The 21,320-nt window shown below is 43.9% G+C and carries 16 protein-coding genes and 1 pseudogene; 3 read left to right on the forward strand and 14 right to left on the reverse strand.

Going from position 1 to position 21,320, the window contains the following annotated elements; translation table 11 throughout:
* Nucleotides 1-48: 48 nt before the first annotated feature.
* From JMX50_RS04205 to ispF, 7 genes and pseudogenes are all read right to left on the reverse strand, one after another.
* The gene (locus JMX50_RS04205; RefSeq protein WP_201618629.1) at nucleotides 49-1,068 is read right to left on the reverse strand and encodes an ornithine cyclodeaminase family protein; all 1,020 of its coding nucleotides are present in this window, start codon (nucleotides 1,066-1,068) and stop codon (nucleotides 49-51) included.
* 93 nt (nucleotides 1,069-1,161) lie between these two features.
* Complete coding sequence (locus tag JMX50_RS04210) at nucleotides 1,162-2,121, reverse strand: AEC family transporter (protein WP_201563490.1); 960 nt, start codon at nucleotides 2,119-2,121, stop codon at nucleotides 1,162-1,164.
* Between the two features lie 159 nt (nucleotides 2,122-2,280).
* Nucleotides 2,281-2,487, reverse strand: coding sequence for a ChaB family protein (locus JMX50_RS04215; RefSeq protein WP_201628554.1), 207 nt, complete (start codon nucleotides 2,485-2,487; stop codon nucleotides 2,281-2,283).
* Nucleotides 2,488-2,675: 188 nt separating this feature from the next.
* Complete coding sequence (gene mnmG, locus JMX50_RS04220) at nucleotides 2,676-4,571, reverse strand: tRNA uridine-5-carboxymethylaminomethyl(34) synthesis enzyme MnmG (protein WP_201628555.1); 1,896 nt, start codon at nucleotides 4,569-4,571, stop codon at nucleotides 2,676-2,678.
* Nucleotides 4,572-4,829: 258 nt separating this feature from the next.
* Complete coding sequence (locus JMX50_RS04225) at nucleotides 4,830-5,363, reverse strand: hypothetical protein (RefSeq protein ID WP_201563494.1); 534 nt, start codon at nucleotides 5,361-5,363, stop codon at nucleotides 4,830-4,832.
* A gap of 208 nt (nucleotides 5,364-5,571) precedes the next feature.
* Complete coding sequence (grxD, locus tag JMX50_RS04230; RefSeq protein ID WP_025653310.1) at nucleotides 5,572-5,922, reverse strand: Grx4 family monothiol glutaredoxin; 351 nt, start codon at nucleotides 5,920-5,922, stop codon at nucleotides 5,572-5,574.
* A gap of 257 nt (nucleotides 5,923-6,179) precedes the next feature.
* Nucleotides 6,180-6,656, reverse strand: a pseudogene (ispF, locus tag JMX50_RS04235) (2-C-methyl-D-erythritol 2,4-cyclodiphosphate synthase); the annotation flags it as partial.
* 289 nt (nucleotides 6,657-6,945) lie between these two features.
* On the opposite strand from ispF, the gene mnmA reads away from it, so the two are divergent.
* Both mnmA and purB read left to right on the forward strand, forming a co-directional pair.
* Complete coding sequence (gene mnmA / locus JMX50_RS04240) at nucleotides 6,946-8,172, forward strand: tRNA 2-thiouridine(34) synthase MnmA (protein ID WP_201628556.1); 1,227 nt, start codon at nucleotides 6,946-6,948, stop codon at nucleotides 8,170-8,172.
* 329 nt (nucleotides 8,173-8,501) lie between these two features.
* A complete protein-coding gene (gene purB, locus JMX50_RS04245) occupies nucleotides 8,502-9,905 on the forward strand; it encodes an adenylosuccinate lyase (RefSeq protein ID WP_201628557.1) in 1,404 nt (467 codons plus the stop codon).
* 137 nt (nucleotides 9,906-10,042) lie between these two features.
* Here purB and JMX50_RS04250 read toward each other — a convergent pair whose 3' ends face one another.
* Entirely contained in the window at nucleotides 10,043-10,234 is a 192-nt protein-coding gene (locus tag JMX50_RS04250; protein ID WP_183617888.1) for an NF038104 family lipoprotein, read from the reverse strand.
* Nucleotides 10,235-10,392: 158 nt separating this feature from the next.
* On the opposite strand from JMX50_RS04250, the gene JMX50_RS04255 reads away from it, so the two are divergent.
* On the forward strand, nucleotides 10,393-11,565 hold the full coding sequence (locus tag JMX50_RS04255; protein WP_201628558.1) for a cupin domain-containing protein: 1,173 nt from the start codon (nucleotides 10,393-10,395) through the stop codon (nucleotides 11,563-11,565).
* Between the two features lie 196 nt (nucleotides 11,566-11,761).
* Here the strand turns inward: JMX50_RS04255 and guaD are convergent, their stop codons facing one another.
* From guaD to JMX50_RS04285, 6 genes are all read right to left on the reverse strand, one after another.
* Nucleotides 11,762-13,195: a guanine deaminase gene (guaD, locus tag JMX50_RS04260; RefSeq protein WP_201628559.1), complete on the reverse strand. Its 1,434-nt coding sequence runs from the start codon at nucleotides 13,193-13,195 to the stop codon at nucleotides 11,762-11,764.
* Nucleotides 13,196-13,294: 99 nt separating this feature from the next.
* Nucleotides 13,295-14,407 carry an XdhC family protein gene (locus JMX50_RS04265; protein WP_227670903.1) on the reverse strand — a complete coding sequence of 371 codons (1,113 nt, stop codon included), beginning with the start codon at nucleotides 14,405-14,407 and terminating at the stop codon, nucleotides 13,295-13,297.
* Complete coding sequence (gene xdhB, locus JMX50_RS04270) at nucleotides 14,400-16,988, reverse strand: xanthine dehydrogenase molybdopterin binding subunit (protein WP_201628560.1); 2,589 nt, start codon at nucleotides 16,986-16,988, stop codon at nucleotides 14,400-14,402. Before xdhB ends, JMX50_RS04265 begins: the two co-directional genes overlap by 8 nt.
* Complete coding sequence (locus tag JMX50_RS04275) at nucleotides 16,985-18,748, reverse strand: xanthine dehydrogenase small subunit (protein WP_201628561.1); 1,764 nt, start codon at nucleotides 18,746-18,748, stop codon at nucleotides 16,985-16,987. The genes xdhB and JMX50_RS04275 overlap by 4 nt, the downstream gene beginning before the upstream one ends.
* 157 nt (nucleotides 18,749-18,905) lie before the next feature.
* Nucleotides 18,906-20,267, reverse strand: a complete 1,362-nt coding sequence (locus tag JMX50_RS04280; protein ID WP_227670904.1) for a uracil-xanthine permease family protein — start codon at nucleotides 20,265-20,267, stop codon at nucleotides 18,906-18,908.
* 353 nt (nucleotides 20,268-20,620) lie between these two features.
* Nucleotides 20,621-21,313 carry a 1-pyrroline-5-carboxylate dehydrogenase gene (locus tag JMX50_RS04285; protein ID WP_201628563.1) on the reverse strand — a complete coding sequence of 231 codons (693 nt, stop codon included), beginning with the start codon at nucleotides 21,311-21,313 and terminating at the stop codon, nucleotides 20,621-20,623.
* Nucleotides 21,314-21,320 lie beyond the last annotated feature (7 nt).

The raw sequence follows: 21,320 nt of genomic DNA on the forward strand, positions 1-21,320 counted from the left end.
TTAGTTGTTGGCTTTATAAGCTATCAGGCTTATAAGCTATCAGTCGTTTCACCAATCAACTGCCGCGCCAAAAGCTTTTTGCTTGGCTTGTTTTGCCACATATAAAGCCACGGCCGCATCAAAGCTTGCCGCGCCGACTGATTTAAACAAGGTAATGCCCGGCTCTGATTTTACGATCTCTTTGGTGACGAGCGCTTGCAAATCACCACTAAGGTCACTCCACGTCCATGTACAATCCTCGCTATCGTGCGCTTGAATTAAGTCACCGGCTTCATGGCGACTACCTACCAAGTCATCAACCACCACCATATCACTGTTGGCGATAACCTCATTGCTTATCTCTTTCATCGACGGCTGATATGCTCCAACCGCATTGATATGAACCTCAGATTTGATATGTTCACTATCAAATAAGCCTTCCGTCGCCCGTGTCGCCACGTTGATAATATCGGCATCACAAATAGCGTCATTGATATCTTTGCAAATGCTTATATCAACCTTCCACTGGCTGTAATCACGCTCAAAACGCGTTTTAAATTGCTCAGCGCCTTCACTGCTTCTATTCCATAAATAGACCGTTTTAATTTCAGGACGTACTGTCAATACCGCATGCAATTGCTCATAAGCCATGCCGCCGCAGCCAACCACTGCCACGCTTTGACAATCAGGCTTTGCCATATATTTAGTTGCGATACCTGATAACGCCGCCGTACGCACTTGGGTAATATAAATGCCATCCATAATCGCTAATATGGCGCCCGTATCATTATCGGATACGGTAATAAGGGCGGTGGTGGTTGGCATATCACGGCTGGGATTGTCAGGGCAAATAGTCACCAACTTAACGGCGGTATATTCTTTTTCCCCATCATAAATCGTCGCTGGCATCGATAAATGCGAGCCTGAGCTGTGTTTATCATCTTCGCTAAACGTCTCAATGACCAAACGCTCAGGGGCTTTAACCCATTCAGGGTGCGCCGCTTGTTGATGTAACATTGCTTCGATAGCGTCAATAGCCGCTTGCATATTAAGATGTTCGGTCACGACCGCTTGATTTAATAACTGCACGTTGAGTGCTCCTTTTTATCAGTTTATTATTTACTTTATATCCATCATTTAGCACAACGATTTAACACGATGATTGGCGCTATATCCACCCTGCTATATCCACCCTAACACGCGTAGTATCGCCGCGCCAATCGCCATCCCAAACATTCCTACTACCGTTGTAAATGCTAAAATGTTGGCAGCCAATATATCATTCCCGCCCATGGCCTTTGCCATCACATAACTGGCAGCCGCCGTCGGTGACGCCGCCATTAAAAACAGCACGCCCATATGCATGCCTGATAAACCAAAACTTAACCCAACGGCGATGGCCACAAAAGGCGCAATAACGATACGGCCAATACTGGCCTGCATCGACAGCCCCGACGGGTGCAACATCGACTTTAAATCAATACTCGCCCCAGCGCAAATCAGTGCTAACGGTAATGCCACCGCCGCCAGTAAATCGCCCGTCTTATGAATCACACCGGTAATCGGTGGCAGCGGTAACGCTTTATAAGCAAATGCCGCAACCAACGCAATGATTAAGGGGTTGGTAAACAGTTTTTTGACAATCATTATGCTGCGACTGAGCCACGTATCGTCTGCGCTTTTGGACACACGACTCAGGGTAATGACGGCTAAGATATTAAATAATATCGTCACCACCCCCATATAGACGGCGCCAATACTTAAGCCCTGCTCTCCGTAAGCGTTGGCGACGGTTGCCAGCCCGATAATCGCCATATTACTGCGAAAGATACCTTGTACAAACACGCCTTGGTCGGCAGGCTTACGGATAAAATAACTGGCATAAATCTCGGCGCCAATAAATAGGATAAAGGTCACCAAAATACCAGCCATGATTAAAATCATTTGCTTAGCATAATCGACCTCACTATCGACGACGCTAAAAAACAACAAGCAAGGCAAACAATAATTAAAGACAAAGCTGGATGCTTGATCGATAAAAGCTTGACTCGCCTCACCGCGCCGCTGCATAAAAAAACCCAACCCCATCAAAAAAAGGTTAGGCAGTACAATGGTGATGGCAAAAATAATAGCAGCGGTCATAAGTAAGCTCAGGTTAGCAGGGTATCCAAAGCTGTATTGTTAAAAAATAAAGAACAATGACTAGCAGTTGGTTAAAATCAGTGAGTTTGAATCAGTAAGTTTAAATAATAAAAGGCTGTTTTATTATAGAGTATCTAACGTCGTTATTGATGATTTGAATTAGGACTCTGCTTTTTTTACCCATTTACCGTCCGCATTTTTCTCATAAGTATTTTCGACAGCGGTCCATGCGGTAGCAAACCAGCGTGATTCATCTTCATATTGTTTACTGGCGCTATTAAATGCTGCGCGAAAAATCTCTTGCGCATGCTTAGGCAAGTTGTCTTTTACGGCATCTGGTAATTCTGACAATTTATCGTAAGGCATAAAGACTCTCCTTGTCGGTATTTTTATCCTACTTTTGAACCTTTCCTTTTTTAAAGTATCAAGCTTTAACTCATCAAGCTGTTCTGAAATTGTTAAGTTATTCGCCATAAAAAAAGCCCATAACGATTACTCGTTACGAGCTTTTTTGATAATCATGCTTTGAATCATAACACTTTGCTAAGTAATGATTATGAGTTTAATGCCGCCTGTACTTTTTTCTGCTTCTTAACGGTCATGGCAAGCAATTGAATAGCGGCAGGCGTAACACCGCTAATGCGTCCAGCTTGAGCAAGCGTGGCAGGGCGAATTTGCGCCAGCTTTTGTACAATCTCATTAGATAACCCTGACACCACGCTATAATCAAAATCCATTGGCAATGCGGTATTTTCCAAACGCTTCATCTGGTCGATGTCTTCTTGCTGACGGTCAATGTAGCCTGCGTATTTAACAGAAATCTCAATCTGCTCACCGACTTGGCTATCGACCTCTGAGCCAGTTATAGCAGCGATATCATTAAAATGTATTTGTGGACGTTTTAATAAATCGTAAGCAGTCGATTCTTTAGAAAGCACCTCTCCTGTCTGCTCGGTCACTTGCTGACCTAGCGCATTAGCAGGCGTCGCCCAGATGTCTTTGAGGCGCGAAGTTTCGGTAGCAATGGCTTCCATTTTTTCTTGATACGCCTGCCAACGCACGTCATCTACCAAACCAAGCATGCGACCGGTTTCGGTTAAGCGTTGATCGGCATTGTCTTCACGCAACAGCAAACGATATTCGGCGCGGCTGGTAAACATACGATATGGCTCAGTGGTGCCATGCGTAATCAAATCATCGACCAGTACGCCAAGATATGCTTCATCGCGGCGCGGCGTCCAAACGTCAAACTCACTGTTTTCACAGGTGACCAGTGCCGCATTAGTACCGGCTAAAAGACCTTGCACGCCTGCTTCTTCGTAGCCTGTCGTACCATTGATTTGACCGGCAAAGTACAAACGATCAATTGATTTGGTCTCTAAAGTTGGCTTCAAGTTTTGCGGATCAAAATAATCATACTCAATCGCATAGCCTGGACGCGTGATATGCGCATTTTCTAAGCCCTTCATACTATGGATAAAGTCTAATTGCACATCAAACGGCAAGCTGGTTGAGATACCGTTTGGATATAGCTCATGCGTGGTCAAGCCTTCTGGCTCGATAAAAATTTGATGGCTGTCTTTATCGGCAAAGCGGTGAATCTTATCTTCAATTGATGGACAATAACGTGGACCTACCCCTTCGATTTTGCCAGAAAACATCGGTGAGCGGTCTAGGTTTTCACGGATAATGTCATGGGTACGGGCATTGGTATGGGTAATATAGCAATTGACCTGTTCAGGATGCATGGACACATCGCCCATATAACTCATGACCGGCAGCGGTGTATCGCCCGGCTGCACCGTCATAACACTGAAGTCAACACTACGCGCATCGATACGTGCTGGCGTACCTGTCTTTAGGCGACCAACGGGTAATTTCAATTCGCGTAAACGGTCAGCAAGCTTGATAGAAGGCTGGTCGCCTGCGCGCCCCCCTTTTGAATTCTCTAAACCGATATGAATGACACCGCCCAAAAAAGTACCTGAAGTCAGTACCACGGTTTGAGTGTTAAAAATTATACCCGTTGCCGTCACAACTGCTGTGGCACGACCATTTTCAACTAGAATATCATCAGCCGCTTGTTGGAATATATCCAAATTTGGCTGATTCTCTAACGTATGACGAATGGCGGCTTTATAAAGAATACGATCCGCTTGCGCGCGCGTAGCACGAACGGCAGCACCTTTACGGCTATTTAACACGCGAAACTGGATACCAGATTTGTCAGTCGCCAATGCCATGGCGCCGCCAAGCGCATCAATCTCACGCACCAAATGCGACTTACCGATACCACCAATCGCAGGGTTACAGCTCATCTGCCCCAGCGTCTCGATATTATGCGTTAAAAGTAAAGTTTGCGCCCCCATACGTGCGGCCGCCAAAGCAGCTTCTGTGCCAGCATGACCGCCGCCGATCACTACCACGTCGTAATTTTTTGGGTATTGCATGTATGCCTCACTTGACTCTCAACGCAACCGTGAGCCAGAGGCTATGGTTAAATAGCATGGCTGCCGGTAAATAAACGTCAGTCGAATTTAAAAAGAGATAACGACTCAGATGAGCCATTAAAGATAGGTTAGATAGCCGGTAATTATAACAATTTTTTGCCGCTGAAAAAACGTTATACGAAAAACTATTCAAATTAACTATTATTGCAATTAACGATCAAGGCACATCAATAGAAGCTTGATGAACCTAGGTGGGATTTATTTACCAGGGCTGAGCGGTACAATACGGTCGGACTGCCCACTTGCCAGCATATGGTGGCTGCCATAACCTTCTGGATTAATCTGCAAATAGGCATTCATCTGCCCAATAGCATCACCGTCATTACTGGCCAAGATTTGCTCTTTAATCATCTCAACTGGCGGCAACGGCAAGTTTTTTAACAAGGCCAAACGCTGAGCGTTATCGCCTTTATTAACCACAAGCTCGATAAGTTGACGCGCATCGATGGGTAAATCTGGGGTATTTTGTGCCAATAATGCCAAATGATAGGCACCGGCAGCATCTTGATCAGCGACGATACGCTGCTCAATAGCAATATAAGTCGCCTCGGTTGCACCGCCTGCCACGCTTAGCTGATGAATACATTTAAGGGCAGAATTTGGCTCATTATCCGCCATATCAATTAAACGGGTTGATTCGTTTTTTAAATGTTCGCGGCGTTTTTCGATGGCTGCTTGTTCAGTCGCCTCTTGTTGCTCCGTTAATTCCGTGTTTGATAATTGATTATTCATATAATTCTCTCTTTTATGCAAAATATATTTATCTTGGACACTATATGGGGCTAAAAGCTATAAAAACAATAAATTGCATAGACAATAAAAAACCCGAATAGCCATTCCACTAAGGAAGGCTATTCGGGTTTATTGTGCTTCAATACTTCAAAAATGCTTCAAACTATTTATTGAGACATATAAACTGCCCAATAAACGCGCTTAAATATTAAGCAGCAGGACTATTGGCTTCAACCAAAGGCTTAAGCTCGCCTGATTGGTACATTTGTAAAATGATGTCTGAACCGCCCATCAACTCGCCATCAATCCATAACTGTGGGAACGTTGGCCAGTTAGCAATCTTTGGCAATGTTGCACGAATTTCTGGATTTTCTAAAATATTAACAAAGGCGAATGGACGACCGATTTGCGTCAAAACCTCAATTGATTTGGCAGAAAAACCACACTGTGGAAACTGTGGAGTGCCTTTCATATAAAGGATGACTTTATTGTCTTTGATTTGATCACGAATCAGCTGTTCAACATCGTTTGCAGCAGTATTTGGGGTTTGCTCACTCATAAAAGCTCCTATTTATTAAAATCAAAAATTATTAAAACCATTATCAAAAAGAGGTATGTCACATTAAATTTGGCATGTGGCTGCTACATGGGGCGATTGCCATTATATTGCAACCATCATCAAGTGATACTTACTATAATAGCCATCTAATCACTTGCTATTAGGGATTAAACGTCAAGCACATTAGCATCAGAAACGTTAACATCAGAAACATTATCGCCAACCATGTTGTCGCTAGACATAGTCGTATTCGGCACCAATAATACCACGGCATTGGCCATGATACCCTCTTGGCGACCGGTAAAGCCCAGTTTTTCAGTCGTTGTGGCTTTAATGCTGACATTACTCACAGCAGTTTGCAAGTCACTGGCAATATTTTCGCGCATCGCTTGATTATAGGGTGCCAATTTTGGGCGCTCACACATCACGGTAATATCAGCATTGCCTAAAGTATAACCGGCGGCTTGGACTTTACCATACACATAACGGAGTAGTACGCGCGAATCCAAACCTGCGTGCGCCGCATCGGTATCTGGAAAATGCTGCCCAATATCACCGAGCGCCAATGCGCCAAGCAACGCGTCAGCAAGCGCGTGCAACACCACATCGCCATCAGAATGTGCAAGCAAACTATGGGTATGCTCTATCGGCACACCTGCCAGTATCACATATTGCTGCTGCTCGCCCGTATTATGAAACGCATGGACATCGATACCTTGACCAATCTTTATCATTATTATTCCAAGTGAATTACTAAGTGAATGAAGGGTGATTGAAATAATTTAGAACCACTATCTAAATTTCTAAAGCGGTTTTACGCTCAGTAAGCGCGCATAGGTCGCCACCGCTTACAATTAACTGTTATAATATGACGCTTATTTTATCACAATACCCAGACCAAAATACCCCGTCCAGAAAACGAGATGACCTTATCAGCTGACTAAGTCTATCACTCTTAGTCGTTTTATTGATGAATAGCGTCATGTCACACTTTGGATAACGTATAAATTGTTGAGCAATTCTATGTCAGCCACGCCAAACACCGCAAGCCTACCCGTTTCAGACTCTTTTAGCGTCCATCGTCCTTTGACGCTTGCCGATATCGACCATCCTAGCAGCAAGCACGTCATCGTTGGTATGTCAGGCGGCGTCGACTCTTCCGTATCAGCTGTTTTACTCCAGCAAGCAGGCTTTAAAGTGGAAGGTCTGTTTATGAAGAACTGGGAAGAAGATGACGGTACCGAATACTGTACGGCGATGGATGACCTAGCAGACGCGCAAGCGGTGTGTGACAAAATCGGTATCAAGCTGCATACCGCCAACTTTGCGATGGAATATTGGGATCGCGTGTTTGAGCATTTCTTAGCAGAGTACAAAGCCGGACGCACCCCAAATCCAGATATTTTATGCAATAAAGAAATCAAATTTAAAGCGTTTTTAGACTATGCTTTGACCCTCGGTGCTGATTATATTGCCACCGGTCACTATACGCGCCGCAGCCTGAACTATGAAAATAACAACGGCGAAACCGTCGCCCAGTTATTGTGTGGACTGGATAACAATAAAGACCAAAGCTACTTCTTACATGCGGTTGGCGGCGATAAAATCGCTAAAACGCTATTCCCAGTAGGTGAGCTTGAAAAACCAGTCGTGCGTCAAATCGCTGAAGAGCATGACTTGGCGACAGCTAAAAAGAAAGATTCTACTGGTATTTGCTTTATTGGTGAGCGCCGTTTTAAAGACTTTTTACAACAGTACTTGCCGGCGCAAAAAGGCGATATCGTCACCGACGACGGTCATGTGATAGGTCAGCATGATGGCTTGATGTATTATACTTTAGGTCAGCGTGGCGGCATCGGTATCGGCGGCGTCAAAGACCGTCCAGAAGAACCTTGGTTTGTACTGGCAAAGGATTTGGATAAAAACCGTTTAATCGTCGGTCAAGGTCATGAGCATCCGATGCTAATGAGTAATGAGCTACAAGCTTATAAGCTTGACTGGGTCGATGGATTGCCGCCTGCTGATATTTTTAGCACGGAAGGCTTACGCTGCATGGCAAAATCTCGCTATCGCCAGCCCGATCAAGCCTGCCGTGTTTATACGCTAAATGATGATGGCTCTGAGGTTCGTGTGCTATTTGATGAGCCACAACGTGCCGTTACTCCTGGTCAATCAGCAGTATTTTATATCGATGAGGTGTGTCTTGGTGGCGGTGTGATTGCTGTTATTGATGCGCCTTGTGGGTTTTAGAATACATATAAAGGGCAAATAGATGCTTATCATTGCTTATACCATTTGGATCGCCGTTTTTTTATTGTTAATCATTGGAGTTTTTACATTCTCTAATAAGAATAGTTCTAAATACTCTACAAAGAAACGAAACTTGATTTTAGTGGCTCTAGCAATTCAAATTGTCTGCTCAATTGCTTTTATGGCAATTTTCATATCAGAAGTATTCGATGCAGCGGCTTCTATCTGAAGCTGATCATATAAATAAATTATCATATTGAATTATTTTTACTCTTGTAATTAAAGCAATTGATTTAACTAAACCTAACTAACTAAGTTAAAGGATATTTATGACAACCTCTTTATCTGCCTTAACCGCACTCTCCCCAATCGATGGTCGCTACGCATCTAAAGCTGACAGCTTGCGTCCTTATTTATCTGAATTTGGTCTGATTAAAGCCCGCGTTACCGTCGAGATTCGCTGGTTACAGTCATTGGCGGATAATAGCGCGATTGTTGAGTTGGCAGCGTTTGATGCCGATACCAACGACTTTTTAAACAGCATTGTTGATGACTTTAGTGAAGCCGATGCGCAAGCTATTAAAGATATCGAAGCGACGACCAACCACGATGTAAAAGCGGTTGAATATTTCATCAAAGACAAATTCCGCGGTAATCAGCAACTAGAAGATAGCCTAGAATTTATCCACTTTGCTTGTACCAGTGAAGACATCAATAACTTGTCCTATGCGTTAATGCTAAAAGACAGCCGCGAGATTGTGGTAGCTAAAATGCAGCAAGTGACCGACAGCATCGTTGACTTGGCTATTACTCATGCTGACCAGCCAATGTTGTCACGTACGCATGGTCAAACTGCCAGCCCAACGACGCTTGGTAAAGAGATGGCAAACGTCGCTTACCGTCTAGCTCGCCAAATTAAGCAAGTGAATCAAGTAGAACTATTGGGTAAAATCAATGGCGCTGTTGGTAACTATAATGCGCACTTCTCAGCCTATCCTGATGTTGATTGGCAAACTCATGCTGAGCAATTTATCAATGAGCGTTTAGAATTGACCTTTAATCCTTATACCACGCAAATTGAGCCGCATGATTATATCGCTGAATTGTTTGATGTGGTAAGACGCTTCAATACGATTCTAATCGATTTTAACCGTGATATTTGGCAATATATTAGCTTAGGCTATTTCAAGCAGCGCCTAAAAGACGGTGAAGTAGGTTCTTCTACTATGCCGCATAAAGTCAATCCGATTGATTTTGAAAACTCAGAAGGTAACTTGGGCGTGGCAAATGCGATGCTTGCTCACTTAGGTGAAAAATTACCGATTTCACGTATGCAGCGCGATTTATCAGATTCTACTGTACTGCGTAATATCGGTGTTGGCTTAGCTCAAAGTATGATTGCGTTCGATGCTTGCCTAAAAGGTGTGAGCAAACTTGAGTTAAATGCGCAGCGCTTAAATGATGATTTGGACAATGCCCAAGAAGTGTTGGCAGAGCCGATTCAAACGGTCATGCGTCGCTACCGTGTCGAAAACCCATACGAGAAGCTAAAAGCTTTAACCCGTGGCAATGCCATGACCCGCGAAGCCATGCTAACCTTCGTTGAAAGTGATGAGTTGAATGCTGTGAGCGATGCGGATAAAGCACGTTTACGTGAAATGACGCCTGCCACCTATACCGGTAATGCAGCTGAGCAAGCACGTACCATTAAAGAGTGGATTGCTAAGATTTAATAAACGCTGCAGTTACCTTAAAAAAAGATATCAATGACTATGCATTGATATCTTGCTAAATAATTGACCTTACTTTGAATGCTATGATTTATCGTTAAAGATGCGTCTTTAATGGTACATAGCTTTTGAGTAAGGTTTTATTTTTTATCCTTTTTATCTTCGTCATCACTATCGCCAGGTATGATAGCTTTACCGACAGCTACTGTGCCTTTTACCACGCCTTTGGTGGTTTTATAAGCGATTTTAGCCGGTACGGTCACTATCTTGTGGACACAAGCTTGTAATAAAAACACGCTAGCGATAATGACGATAAAATGCAATTTTTTCATAAACTTCCTACGATTGATGGAGTGTTCTGACAGTAGCTATTGATATTGACACTGTAATACTCACTATCAGATAGGCAATAATCATAAACTATTAAAACTGTCCTATAAAGCACTCCTCACTATTAATCTTATGCCCATCTTTAGATATGGATTTATCAATGACCTCAATTCCCCTTTGTTTACCCGATTCTATTACGCCTGAGCAATTCTTAAACGAGTATTGGCAAAAAAAACCATTACTCATTAAGCAAGGTCTACCACAATTAGTCGGCATGTTCGAACCAGAAGACATGCTTGGGCTTGCCGTTGAAGAAGACGCTTCGGCGCGCCTACTGACCCAAGCCGCGAGCAAGCAAGAAGGCTTTCCACAGTGGCAACTCAAAAAGAGCCCGCTAACCGAAGCAGATTTTGATAACTTACCAGAACAATGGACCGTGCTGGTGCAGAATATGGAACAGTGGTCACCTGAGCTTGGTCAATTATGGCAAGCGTTTGACTTTGTTCCGCAATGGCAGCGTGATGACATTATGGTCTCATATGCGCCCAAAGGCGGCTCGGTGGGCAAGCACTATGACGATTATGATGTGTTTTTAGCGCAAGGGTTTGGGTCCCGGCGTTGGCAGCTCGGCAAATTTTGTGATAAAGATACTGAGTTCGTTGCCGATGAGCCGATTAGATTGTTTGATGATATGGGCGAGCTCATCTTTGATGAGATACTAGAAGCTGGTGACGTGCTTTATGTACCGCCGAAACTCTCGCATTTTGGCGTCGCGCAAGATGACTGCTTAACCTTTTCATTTGGCTGTCGTCGTCCAAATTTGATGCAAATTATCGATAGCCTAGCTGATATCGCCACCAATGATAGCGATTTATTTATCCCAATGCTACTACCACAAGCGCTGCAATCGTCAGGTGAATTGCAAGCAGATAGTATCAATGCGATTAAAGACCAGCTATTACAAATGCTGCAGTCTGAGCGTGGCGACGATATCATTCGTCAAGCAGTGTCGGAAGTCGTGAGCAAACGTCAGTATGATGCGCTAATTCCAGAAGAAACGTTAGACACTGATGAGCTGATGCAAGCCTTATCAGAAGGTGCAACGCTGCAAGCAGACTATAGTAATCGCTTACTCTATAGCCAAACTGATGATGGCGTGACGATATATGCCAATGGTCAACGCCTTGATGGTCTTGATGCTGCGGCAACAGCCATACTAGTGCGTTTGGCTAATGGCGAGCACTTACAACATCAAGATGTCACGGATATCGATTCAGATGACTTAAGTGAATGGTTAGAAAATGGCTGGGTGTGGCTACAATATCCCGAATGATACGGTAGCCATATTTTTAGCAATTGAGGTTTAAACATCGTTAATAATTAAAAACGATCAGTGTTTGTTTACGCAAACTAAAAGCTGTAGTAGAAAGACGCTGATCGTCATTTAAAGATGTGTCCCAGTTCGTAGAAATTTTGCAATTTACTTTCTCTACCCTCCCGCACATGAACTGTTCCTATATGATTTAACTTTATGTTGTAGTCACTTTTTTATAACGACTTACCCCTGCAACGACCGTCTCCTCAATCACTCTATCGTCACCGAGCATCATCAATACAAATAGTTGTTCTTCAAAATTTTTGGTCTGTGCCATACGTCGCTCAAGTAAAGGCGTCGATGCCATGTCTATTACCACGAAATCCGCTTCTTTATTAGGCATAAAGTTACCAATTTTATCATCTAGCATTAACGACTGTGCATTGCCCAAAGTAATCTGATATAGCCCTTGATGAGCGGACAATTGATTGTTCTGTAGCTGCTGAACTTTATAAGCCTCTGACAAGGTTGCTAACATCGATAAACTGGTTCCCGCCCCTACATCAGTAGCGATACTGACGCCGGTATAGCTTAATGTTTTAGGCAAATCAAATAATCCACTGCCTAAAAACAAATTAGACGTTGGACAATGTGCTATTTGCGTACCAGTTGCCCGTAGCCTCTCGTATTCTGGATTTTCAAGATAGATACCATGTGCCAAAGTGGTGTATCGACCCAGCAGCCCCATATCCTCGTAGACATCTAGATAACCTTTATGCTTGGGGTAGAGCTTACGTACAAAAGCCACTTCATCACGGTTTTCTGCCAGATGTGTTTGTAGATAAACAGTGTCGTAGCTGGCATATAGCTCGCCTGCCAATTGCAGCTGTTTTGGCGTTGAGGTAATCGCAAACCTTGGGGTAATAGCCACATGTTGGCGTCCACGACCATGCCAATTATCAATAATATCTTGCGTATCTCGAATGCTTTGCTCAGCAGGCACACATAGATGCTCAGGCGCGTTTTGATCCATCAACACATTGCCCGTAATCATACGGGTATTAAGCCTCTGACTTTCAGTAAAAAAGGCTTCTGCGGATTGCGGATGGCTCGTAGAAAACACCATGGCGCTAGTCGTGCCATTGGCGAGTAACTGATTTAAGAAGAATTGCGCGGTATCATGGGCAACCTTTAGATCAGCAAAATTGGCTTCAGTGACAAAAGTATAATTATTGAGCCAGTCAAGGAGCTGCTCACCGTAAGCGGCAATCATATCTATTTGCGGATAGTGCACATGGGTATCGATGAAGCCCGGCATAATCAGCTTATCTCGATAATCATGAATCTTGACCGGTTCTTGATCATTAGTTTTAGCATAACTTGCTAACATTGCTTCGCTACTACCATAATCTATAATACAGCCTGTTACATCATCGACAACCAGCGCACCCTTAGCAATATACTCAGGATAGACGTTCACGCCTGCAATGACGGGTAGTAACGTGATGTTTTTATCAATGGTTGCTGTATTTGGGTGGTTATCAGTCGCTGAGCTGGATTTCTCAGTATGCGCACGTTCAGCCACTTGATTCAGATCATTTTCGGTAAGATAGTGCAGGAGCTGCGCTTGATAAATATGTAGAGCCATGGGTAAATCTCCCGTCACTTGGTCATACCGAACGTTTTAGTTAGAATCTAAATTAATGGTAAAGGTAGAAATCAGTATTGATGGTCTAGCACTTATAGATTATTTTTGATGATAATGTTGCAAAATTTGCGCAGCGATAGACACGGCAACGGCCATAGGCTCTTTACCGCCAATTGGTAGTCCTATGGGCATGGTTAATTGGTCGACTATCTGCTTATCATAACCACGTTGCAGCAGACGACTTTTAAAACGTTCTGCTTTAGTTGCCGAGGCAATACAACCAATATAAGGCATCGAGACTTTTGAGCGACCATTATCTAAATTGTTATCTAAATCATCATTATCGAGACTAGTTGCTAAACCGTTTGCCTCTGAACTAGCATCTAACGCAGCACGTACTAACTCAAAGTCCAGACTATGATCATGGGTCATAACCAAAATAAAACGCTGCCCACTTTGTTTAAAGGGTTCAACAAACGGGCGAATGAAATCAACAGGATCATCATCAACATGCGGACGGATATGTACAGGAAGATTATAAAGCTTGGGCTGATTTGAGCTAGACTGGGCTTCTAGTTCTTTAGATAAATCTTCTGTTTGGATAGATTTATTTGGTAAATTAGATTTATCTAATAAATAGCGCTCAAACATCTCTGCACGACTATCTACCCAATCGACTTGGCAAGGCAGCTCCGAAAGTATCGTCATCAACGCTGCTGCCACATGCCCTGCTCCAAATACCAATATTGACATCGGCGGCGTCACATTAAAACATTCAAACATAACGGTGACACTACCACCGCAGCACTGTGCCAGCTTTGCGCCTAGCGGATAATGCTTGGTATAAACTGTATCGCGTCTTACTACTTTAGATGGCGTCGAATCACTGTCGTTATCTTTATCATTGTCATTGTCGGTATTTTTATTGACACTTTTGTCTCTTTTAGAAGCTTTGAGTATGGTTGTATCTATCTCACCATTTAGCAATTGCCGTGCTGTCCTGACGACATCATGCTCAAGACCGCCGCCACCAAGCGTATCGCAACAGTTATCATGGGTGATCACCATTTTGGCCTGTAGCGCTCGGGGCGCAGAACCATTGACCGCAACGATAGTCGCTAACACATGCGCATACCCTTGCTGCTGATACTGGGCTAGGCCATCATACCAACGTACTGGTATTGGCATAGGTGGCAATGATGAATTATTCACTGTGCGTCGGTTCACTATGTGCAGGGCCTCTAGCCGTTGCTACGTTAGGATGCTCTATCGCTTCTGGCTGCTCGTCGACTGTCTGACCCTCGACCTCTGGCGGCCTGATATCTTCGGCATGTGGCACGAGTTGTGGCTTAACTTTATCGTCGTCAATACCGCAGTTGTCCTCCTCATCTCTAGTCAAGCTATCAATCGCATCAAAGTTTACATTCGTGTCAATCTCCCACTTTTCGCCTTGCATGCGCATCACCGCTTTTAATACTGCCTCTGGGGTTGCAGGCATCGTAAGATCAGGGTTCTTTTTATAATCACTTAAGCTTGCGACTGCATTATTGATAGCACACCAAACGCTAGCTGCCAGCATAAAAGGTGGCTCGCCCACTGCTTTAGAATTATAAATGGTTTGCTCTTCATTTTTACGGTCGTACAGTTTAACTTTAAATTGTTTTGGCAAATCGTGTGACGTTGGAATCTTATAATTGGCAGGGCTATTAGATGCGAGCGTGCCCTTTTTATCCCAAGTAAGTTCCTCAGTTGTGAGCCAACCCATGCCTTGCACAAAGCCGCCTTCAATCTGACCAATATCGATAGCAGGGTTAATCGACTGTCCTGCATCATGTAAGATGTCGCAGCGCAGCACTTGATACTCACCCGTTAACGTATCTATTTCAACTTCAGAACAGGCAGCGCCTAAGGCAAAGTAAAAGAAAGGTCGACCCCACGCTTTAGAGCGGTCGTAAAATATCTTTGGCGTTTTATAGTAGCCCGTAGAAGATAGACTAACGCGGTGCTGATACGCTAACTGCACCATTTCAGCAAAAGTAAAATCTTCCTTATCACCAATATAGACATGATTACGCTCAAAGCGTATGTCTTCTTGCGCCACTTCAAAATACTCAGCGGCAAACTCGACGATACGTGCCTTGATGGTTAAACAAGCGTTTTGCGCGGCTTTACCGTTGATATCGGTTCCTGATGAAGCCGCAGTCGGTGAGGTATTGGGCACTTTATCGGTACGCGTTGCCGATACTTTTACGGTATCCAAATCCACATCAAACTCATTGGCAACGATTTGAGCAATTTTGACAAATAGCCCTTGCCCCATCTCTGTCCCACCATGATTAAGGTGGATACTGCCATCGGTATAAATATGTACCAGAGCGCCTGCTTGATTGAGCGTCTGCACGGTAAACGAGATGCCAAACTTCACAGGTGTTAAGGCAATGCCCAGACGCTTATCGCTGCCTTCAGCTTTGGCTTGCTCATTGGCTTTTATCATCTGCTGGCGACGCTGCTCATAATCACAATCTTTTGCCAGTGTCTCCATAATCGTTGCCAAATCAAAATGCTCGATTGGCTGACCATAATGAGTACTTTGGCCATTTTGGTAGAGGTTCATCAAACGCACTTGCAGAGGGTCTTTGCCTAAAGTATAGGCGATATGATCCATCATATATTCGGCAGTCATCAGACCTTGAGGCCCACCAAAACCTCGATAGGCAGTGTTCGATACCGTGTGCGTTTTGCAGCGATGTCCTGCTACGTGCGCGGCTGGATAATAATAAGCGTTGTCACAGTGGAACATCGCTCTATCGACGATAGCATCGGACAAGTCTGGTGCATAACCACACAAGCCAGCCAGCTGCATATCGACGCCAAGGATTTGCCCTGACTCGTCGACACCGACCTCATAACGGTTGGCAAATTCGTGGCGTTTACCGGTCACCACCATGTCATCTTGACGATCCAAGCGCATACTTACAGGTACATTGTGACGTTTGGCAACGATACCACAAAAGCATGCCCATGCAGCTGCTTGGGTTTCTTTGCCGCCAAAACCGCCGCCCATTCTGCGCACGACCGTATTGACCGCATGAAAGGGCAAATCCGTCACCTCAGCGACCAGCTGTTGCACTTCACTCGGATGCTGCGATGAGGTATAAACTTCAAGCCCGCCATCATCACAAGGCACGACATAGGACACTTGGCCTTCAAGATAAAAATGCTCTTGACCTAGCATATGAATATGGCCTGCAATACGCATAGGCGCATTTGCAAGCGCTGCTTCGGTATCACCGCGCTGCATAAAGTGGCTTGGACGTACAAACTGTTCCTGCTCCAAAGCCTCGTCAATACTCAGTATCGCTGCTAATGGCTCATATTCTACAACTGCTTTAAGCACCGCCTTTTTTGCAGCACGGTGAGTGGTTGCCACGACCAAAAATAGCGTCTGACCTACGTATTCTGTGATCTCATCCACCATCAATGGCTCACCGTCAAACACTGCGCCGATATCCGTTTGAGCAGGTAAGTCTTTAAAACTTAAAACATCAATGACCCCATCAGCTGCTCTAACAGCACTGAGATCCATACTGGTTACCCGAGCATGAGCGTGACTGCTTTTACCAACTGCCAAATGCAAAGTGCCTCGCGGCTTTAGGATATCATCCACATAGGTTGCCGTTCCCATGACGTGGCTTATCGCACTATCATGTTTGGCAGAAGTGCCGATTTTATTTTTAGGCGGACGTACGCGGCGAATACTGTAACTGTCAAATAAGGATGATTGATGGCTCATGATGATTCTCTCTCAGTTTGCGTCTCTTTTATCAGCTGCTTGCCACACTTAATTAGTAAACGTTGCACCACATGCAAGCGATACTCACGGCTTGCTCTAACATCTGTTAATGGCGAGACATCCATCGGTAGCGCTTTTGCAGCCTTCTCAAAACTTGCAAGCTCAAGGGGTTGACCTAGGAGCGCTTGCTGGCAATTCTTGGCTAATAATGGTATTGCCGCCATACCGCCGAGACCGATTTTTGCATGGTCAATAGTCATTCCGTCTGCTGACAGATCGATTCTTACGGCAACCAAACAAGCAGAAATATCATCTTCATAACGCTTACTAATTTTATGAATAAATAAATGCTGATTAGCCTGCATCAGTGGCATATGAATAGCGACAATATAACTGCCTGCCAGTAGCTTGGTCTTTTTATAATCTATAAAAAATTCTGATAAGGGTATTATCTCGTCTATATAAGGCTTTTGATTATGTTCATTGTTTTCATCTTTAGCGTTTGCCTCTTCACCACCCATATCTCTATTATTGGGATTGCAATGACGCAAATGAATGCGCGCTTCTAACGCCAGTAAAATTGGTGGCAAATCTCCAATTGGCGAGGCATTGGCAATATTACCGCCAAGCGTACCCATATTACGTATTTGCGGTGAAGCCGTTCTTGCGAATAGTGCTGCAAATTCAGGATAGTTTTGCTCAAGTATCGGCAGCATTTGCTGATAGGTCATGCCAGCCCCAAACGTCAATTCCTGTACTTCTTCTTCATTATCAGTGGAATTGTCTAACTCGGATAACAGCTTTGCATTAGCCTTTGAATCATGCTTTGAGCTAGACTTTGAATGAGAAAGTGACCATGTTTTTAGCTCATCAATAGCGGACAGCTGAATAATCACTTCATGATCAACCAAGTGCTGCGTAATGCTTAATCCCAAGTCCGTACCACCTGCCCAAATAGTCGCTTGTGGATATACGGCCAATAACTGATTAAGCGCATCCACTGTTTTTGGAATGAATAACTGCCGCGACCCTTCAGCAAGAGCAGGCTCAATAGTTGAGGCTTTATTCGAGGTATCCAATGATGCAGTTTTAAGCAGCGCATCACTATTACTTGCCATCGCATCCGTCGCTAAGCTTATGGTTAAATCTTTTGCGACTGTTTTATCAGCCACTCTTTGCTGACCAATCTTACCCATCGTTAGACCTGCTTCAATGATGGGTCGATAACCGGTACAGCGGCATAGATTCCCTGAAATTGCGGCGACAATATCATCATAGCTTGGGTCATCGTAGCTTGATTCACCATTTGTGCTGCCCTGCTTGGCATTTTGCTGTTGTTGCATACGATTATTTTCATACAGATTCGCCAGAGACATGACAAAACCAGGCGTACAAAATCCACATTGCGAGCCATGGCAGTCAACCATCGCCTGCTGTGCAGGATGCAATAGGGCCCGTTCTGGATGATGTGCTGGATTGTCCGCCAGATAAGAAGCGGTCATTAAATGATGACCATCCATCAGCGACAATAGAGCAATACAAGAGTTAAAGGTATAAAAAGGCGTGCTGTCACTAGAATCGCTCATCACATGACTAGGCAAGCGTTGCGCCATAATCGTACATGCGCCGCAATCGCCACTACCACAGCCTTCTTTAGTATCAGTTTGATGTTCGTGCAAGCGTAGATACTCAAGTACCGTCGTATTCGGATTGAGGTGGCTTATCTCATGGTACTTTCCGTTCAGATAGAAACTAATCATAGCAATACTCGGCTAAAAAATTGGGCTTTGTGAAATTAAACAGTTTACATAGAGTGTTAATATAAACACTTGCTTGATGGCGCAAACCAATCAATTAATATGTAATAGCTATCACACAATAATATTTACCAATCACACTTCTATTAAATATTTACTTTTATATATCAGCGTCTTGGGTATCTTCTGGTAAAAATAAACTCAATGCAATGGCAGTGATCGCTCCTATTGCGACAGGCGATATCAGCACGTTACGTATTGATTCAGGCAGTTGTGACAACACCTCAGGCACCATAGATACGCCGATACCGATGCCTACAGAAGTAGCAATAATCAACATATCACGGCGGTCAAGCTTAGCGCTAGCCAATACTTTTATACCAGCTACCGCTACTGTCCCAAACATAACCAATGTTGCGCCACCAAGTACTGGCTGCGGCATGGTTTGCAATATGGCGCCAAAGATAGGAAACAATCCAATGATAATCATAAGAGCCGCAATATAAATACCGACATGACGGCTGGCGACGCCCGTAAGCGCAATGACGCCGTTATTTTGGCTAAAGGTGGTCGACGGCATGCTGTTTAAGGTGGCAGCAATCATAGAGTTGACCCCATCTGCCAATACCCCGCCTTGAATTCTATTAAGATAGACAGGGCCTTTGACAGGTTCTTTTGATACTACCGCGTTGGCTGTGAGATCGCCCGTCGTTTCAAGGGCACTGACACAATACAGGATAGCTAATGGAATAAAAGCGGTGATATCAAACTGAAAACCAAATTTGAATGGGATAGGAATGGTAATAAAACCGACATTGTTTAATGAAGAAAAGTCTAATCTGCCCATGAAAAAGGCAGCTAACATTCCTAAGATTAAGGCAATGACAATAGAGGAAAGTCTTAATAATGGGTTTTTTGAGCGGTTAAATACAATCACCGATACTAGCACAACCATACCTAAAAACAGATTTTGCAAACTGCCAAAATCTTCGGCGCCAAAACCGCCTGCAATATCAGTCATGGCAACTTCAATCAGCGGAACACCGATGAGAATAATAATAGTGCCAGTGACCACAGGGGTAAATATTCTTTTTAATTTATGAATAAAGCGGCTAAGAACAATTTCAACGAAGGCGGCACAAAAACTAACCCCAAAAATAGTAGCCAAAATATCTTCTGGTGAACCACCCCGCCCTTTTACAATCAGTCCAGCAGCGATAATAGCGGTTAAAAAAGCAAAGCTAGTACCTTGCAAACTGAGCATGCCCGCGCCTATAGGGCCTATTTTTTTACATTGAATATAAGTGCCAATTCCAGAGGAGATGAGCGCGCAGCTGATTAGATAAGGAACGTAATCACCCAAACCCAAGGTTCCGGCGACAATCAAGGTAGGAGTGACAATAGCGACGATACTAGCTAGCAGATGTTGTAAAGCGGCGAAACTTGCCGGCCAAAAGCTAGGCTTGTCATTGAGCTGATACATCAACTCGGCATTTTTTTGAGACTCTAAAGATTGAGACATTTTAATCATCCTTGATTAATATGACCTTAAATCTATTAACAATCCTTGTTAATAGTTGTAGGCTGCTCTAGTTAAATTCCCCACCTTATTATTGGTCACAATATCAATTAAAAAGATGACTATTTGGTCAGGTTTTATTTATAGTATCACCACTATTGTTTCCCTACAAGCTAAAAAACCATGGATTTAAAAGGTTTTTTAACGTCTAAGCAAAATAATAAATATCTTAAAAAAGACTATAAAAAAAACGGTCAGTAATCATTTCCCAAAACGCTTGGAAAACAATTACTGACCGTTATGTGTGAGATTCTATTTTATCTACTAAAACCTCTAAACTTTTACCTATAAAAACTTTACTCTGTGCCAAGCTCCAACAAGCTAGCATTACCACCAATCGCTGTGGTATTAATGGTTCTTACCCGTTCGGTGACAAAGCGATAGAGATAATCAGGCGTCAGCATCTCTGACAGTCCTTCCATGTCAGTGACAGCAATGACTTGCGTCAAAATGCCGTCAGTATTAGCAAGCTCTTGGCTAATCGTTTGGACTTCGCTTTGATTACCAGCGACAGCCACTTGCGCCAGACGATCAATATATAACAGCGTCACGGTTTGCGAATCGTTCGCCACACTCAATACATCATCACTAATACCTGTCTCATACAGTATTTTTGCAGCCTCATTGCACATCTCATCTTGGCTTGGGCAATGTAGTATCACCTCGTTGCCAGTCAATAATGCGGCTATAAGCTGCCCAAGTACTGCCATTGCGCGCGCAGACTCACCACCGATGACCATGGTTTTGCCACGAGCGGTCACGTATAAATCATTGGATTCACCCGTCGCGCCCGTCATACGCTGCACTTCATCTAAGCTTGGCGCAGCACTTAATAAATGATTGAATAAACGCTTTGCTTTATTGACATCGCCAGTTAGCAAGGCCAACTTTGCAATGGCTGCTTGTAGATACGTTGCGCGATTGACCGCGCCAAGTAATCGCCAAGATTCACAAACTTGGGCATGATTCTTTTTAAATTCAGTCGCCATCTTGCTA

Origin of the sequence: Psychrobacter maritimus (assembly GCF_904846345.1) — a bacterium.
In the GTDB taxonomy this organism is placed as follows: domain Bacteria; phylum Pseudomonadota; class Gammaproteobacteria; order Pseudomonadales; family Moraxellaceae; genus Psychrobacter; species Psychrobacter maritimus.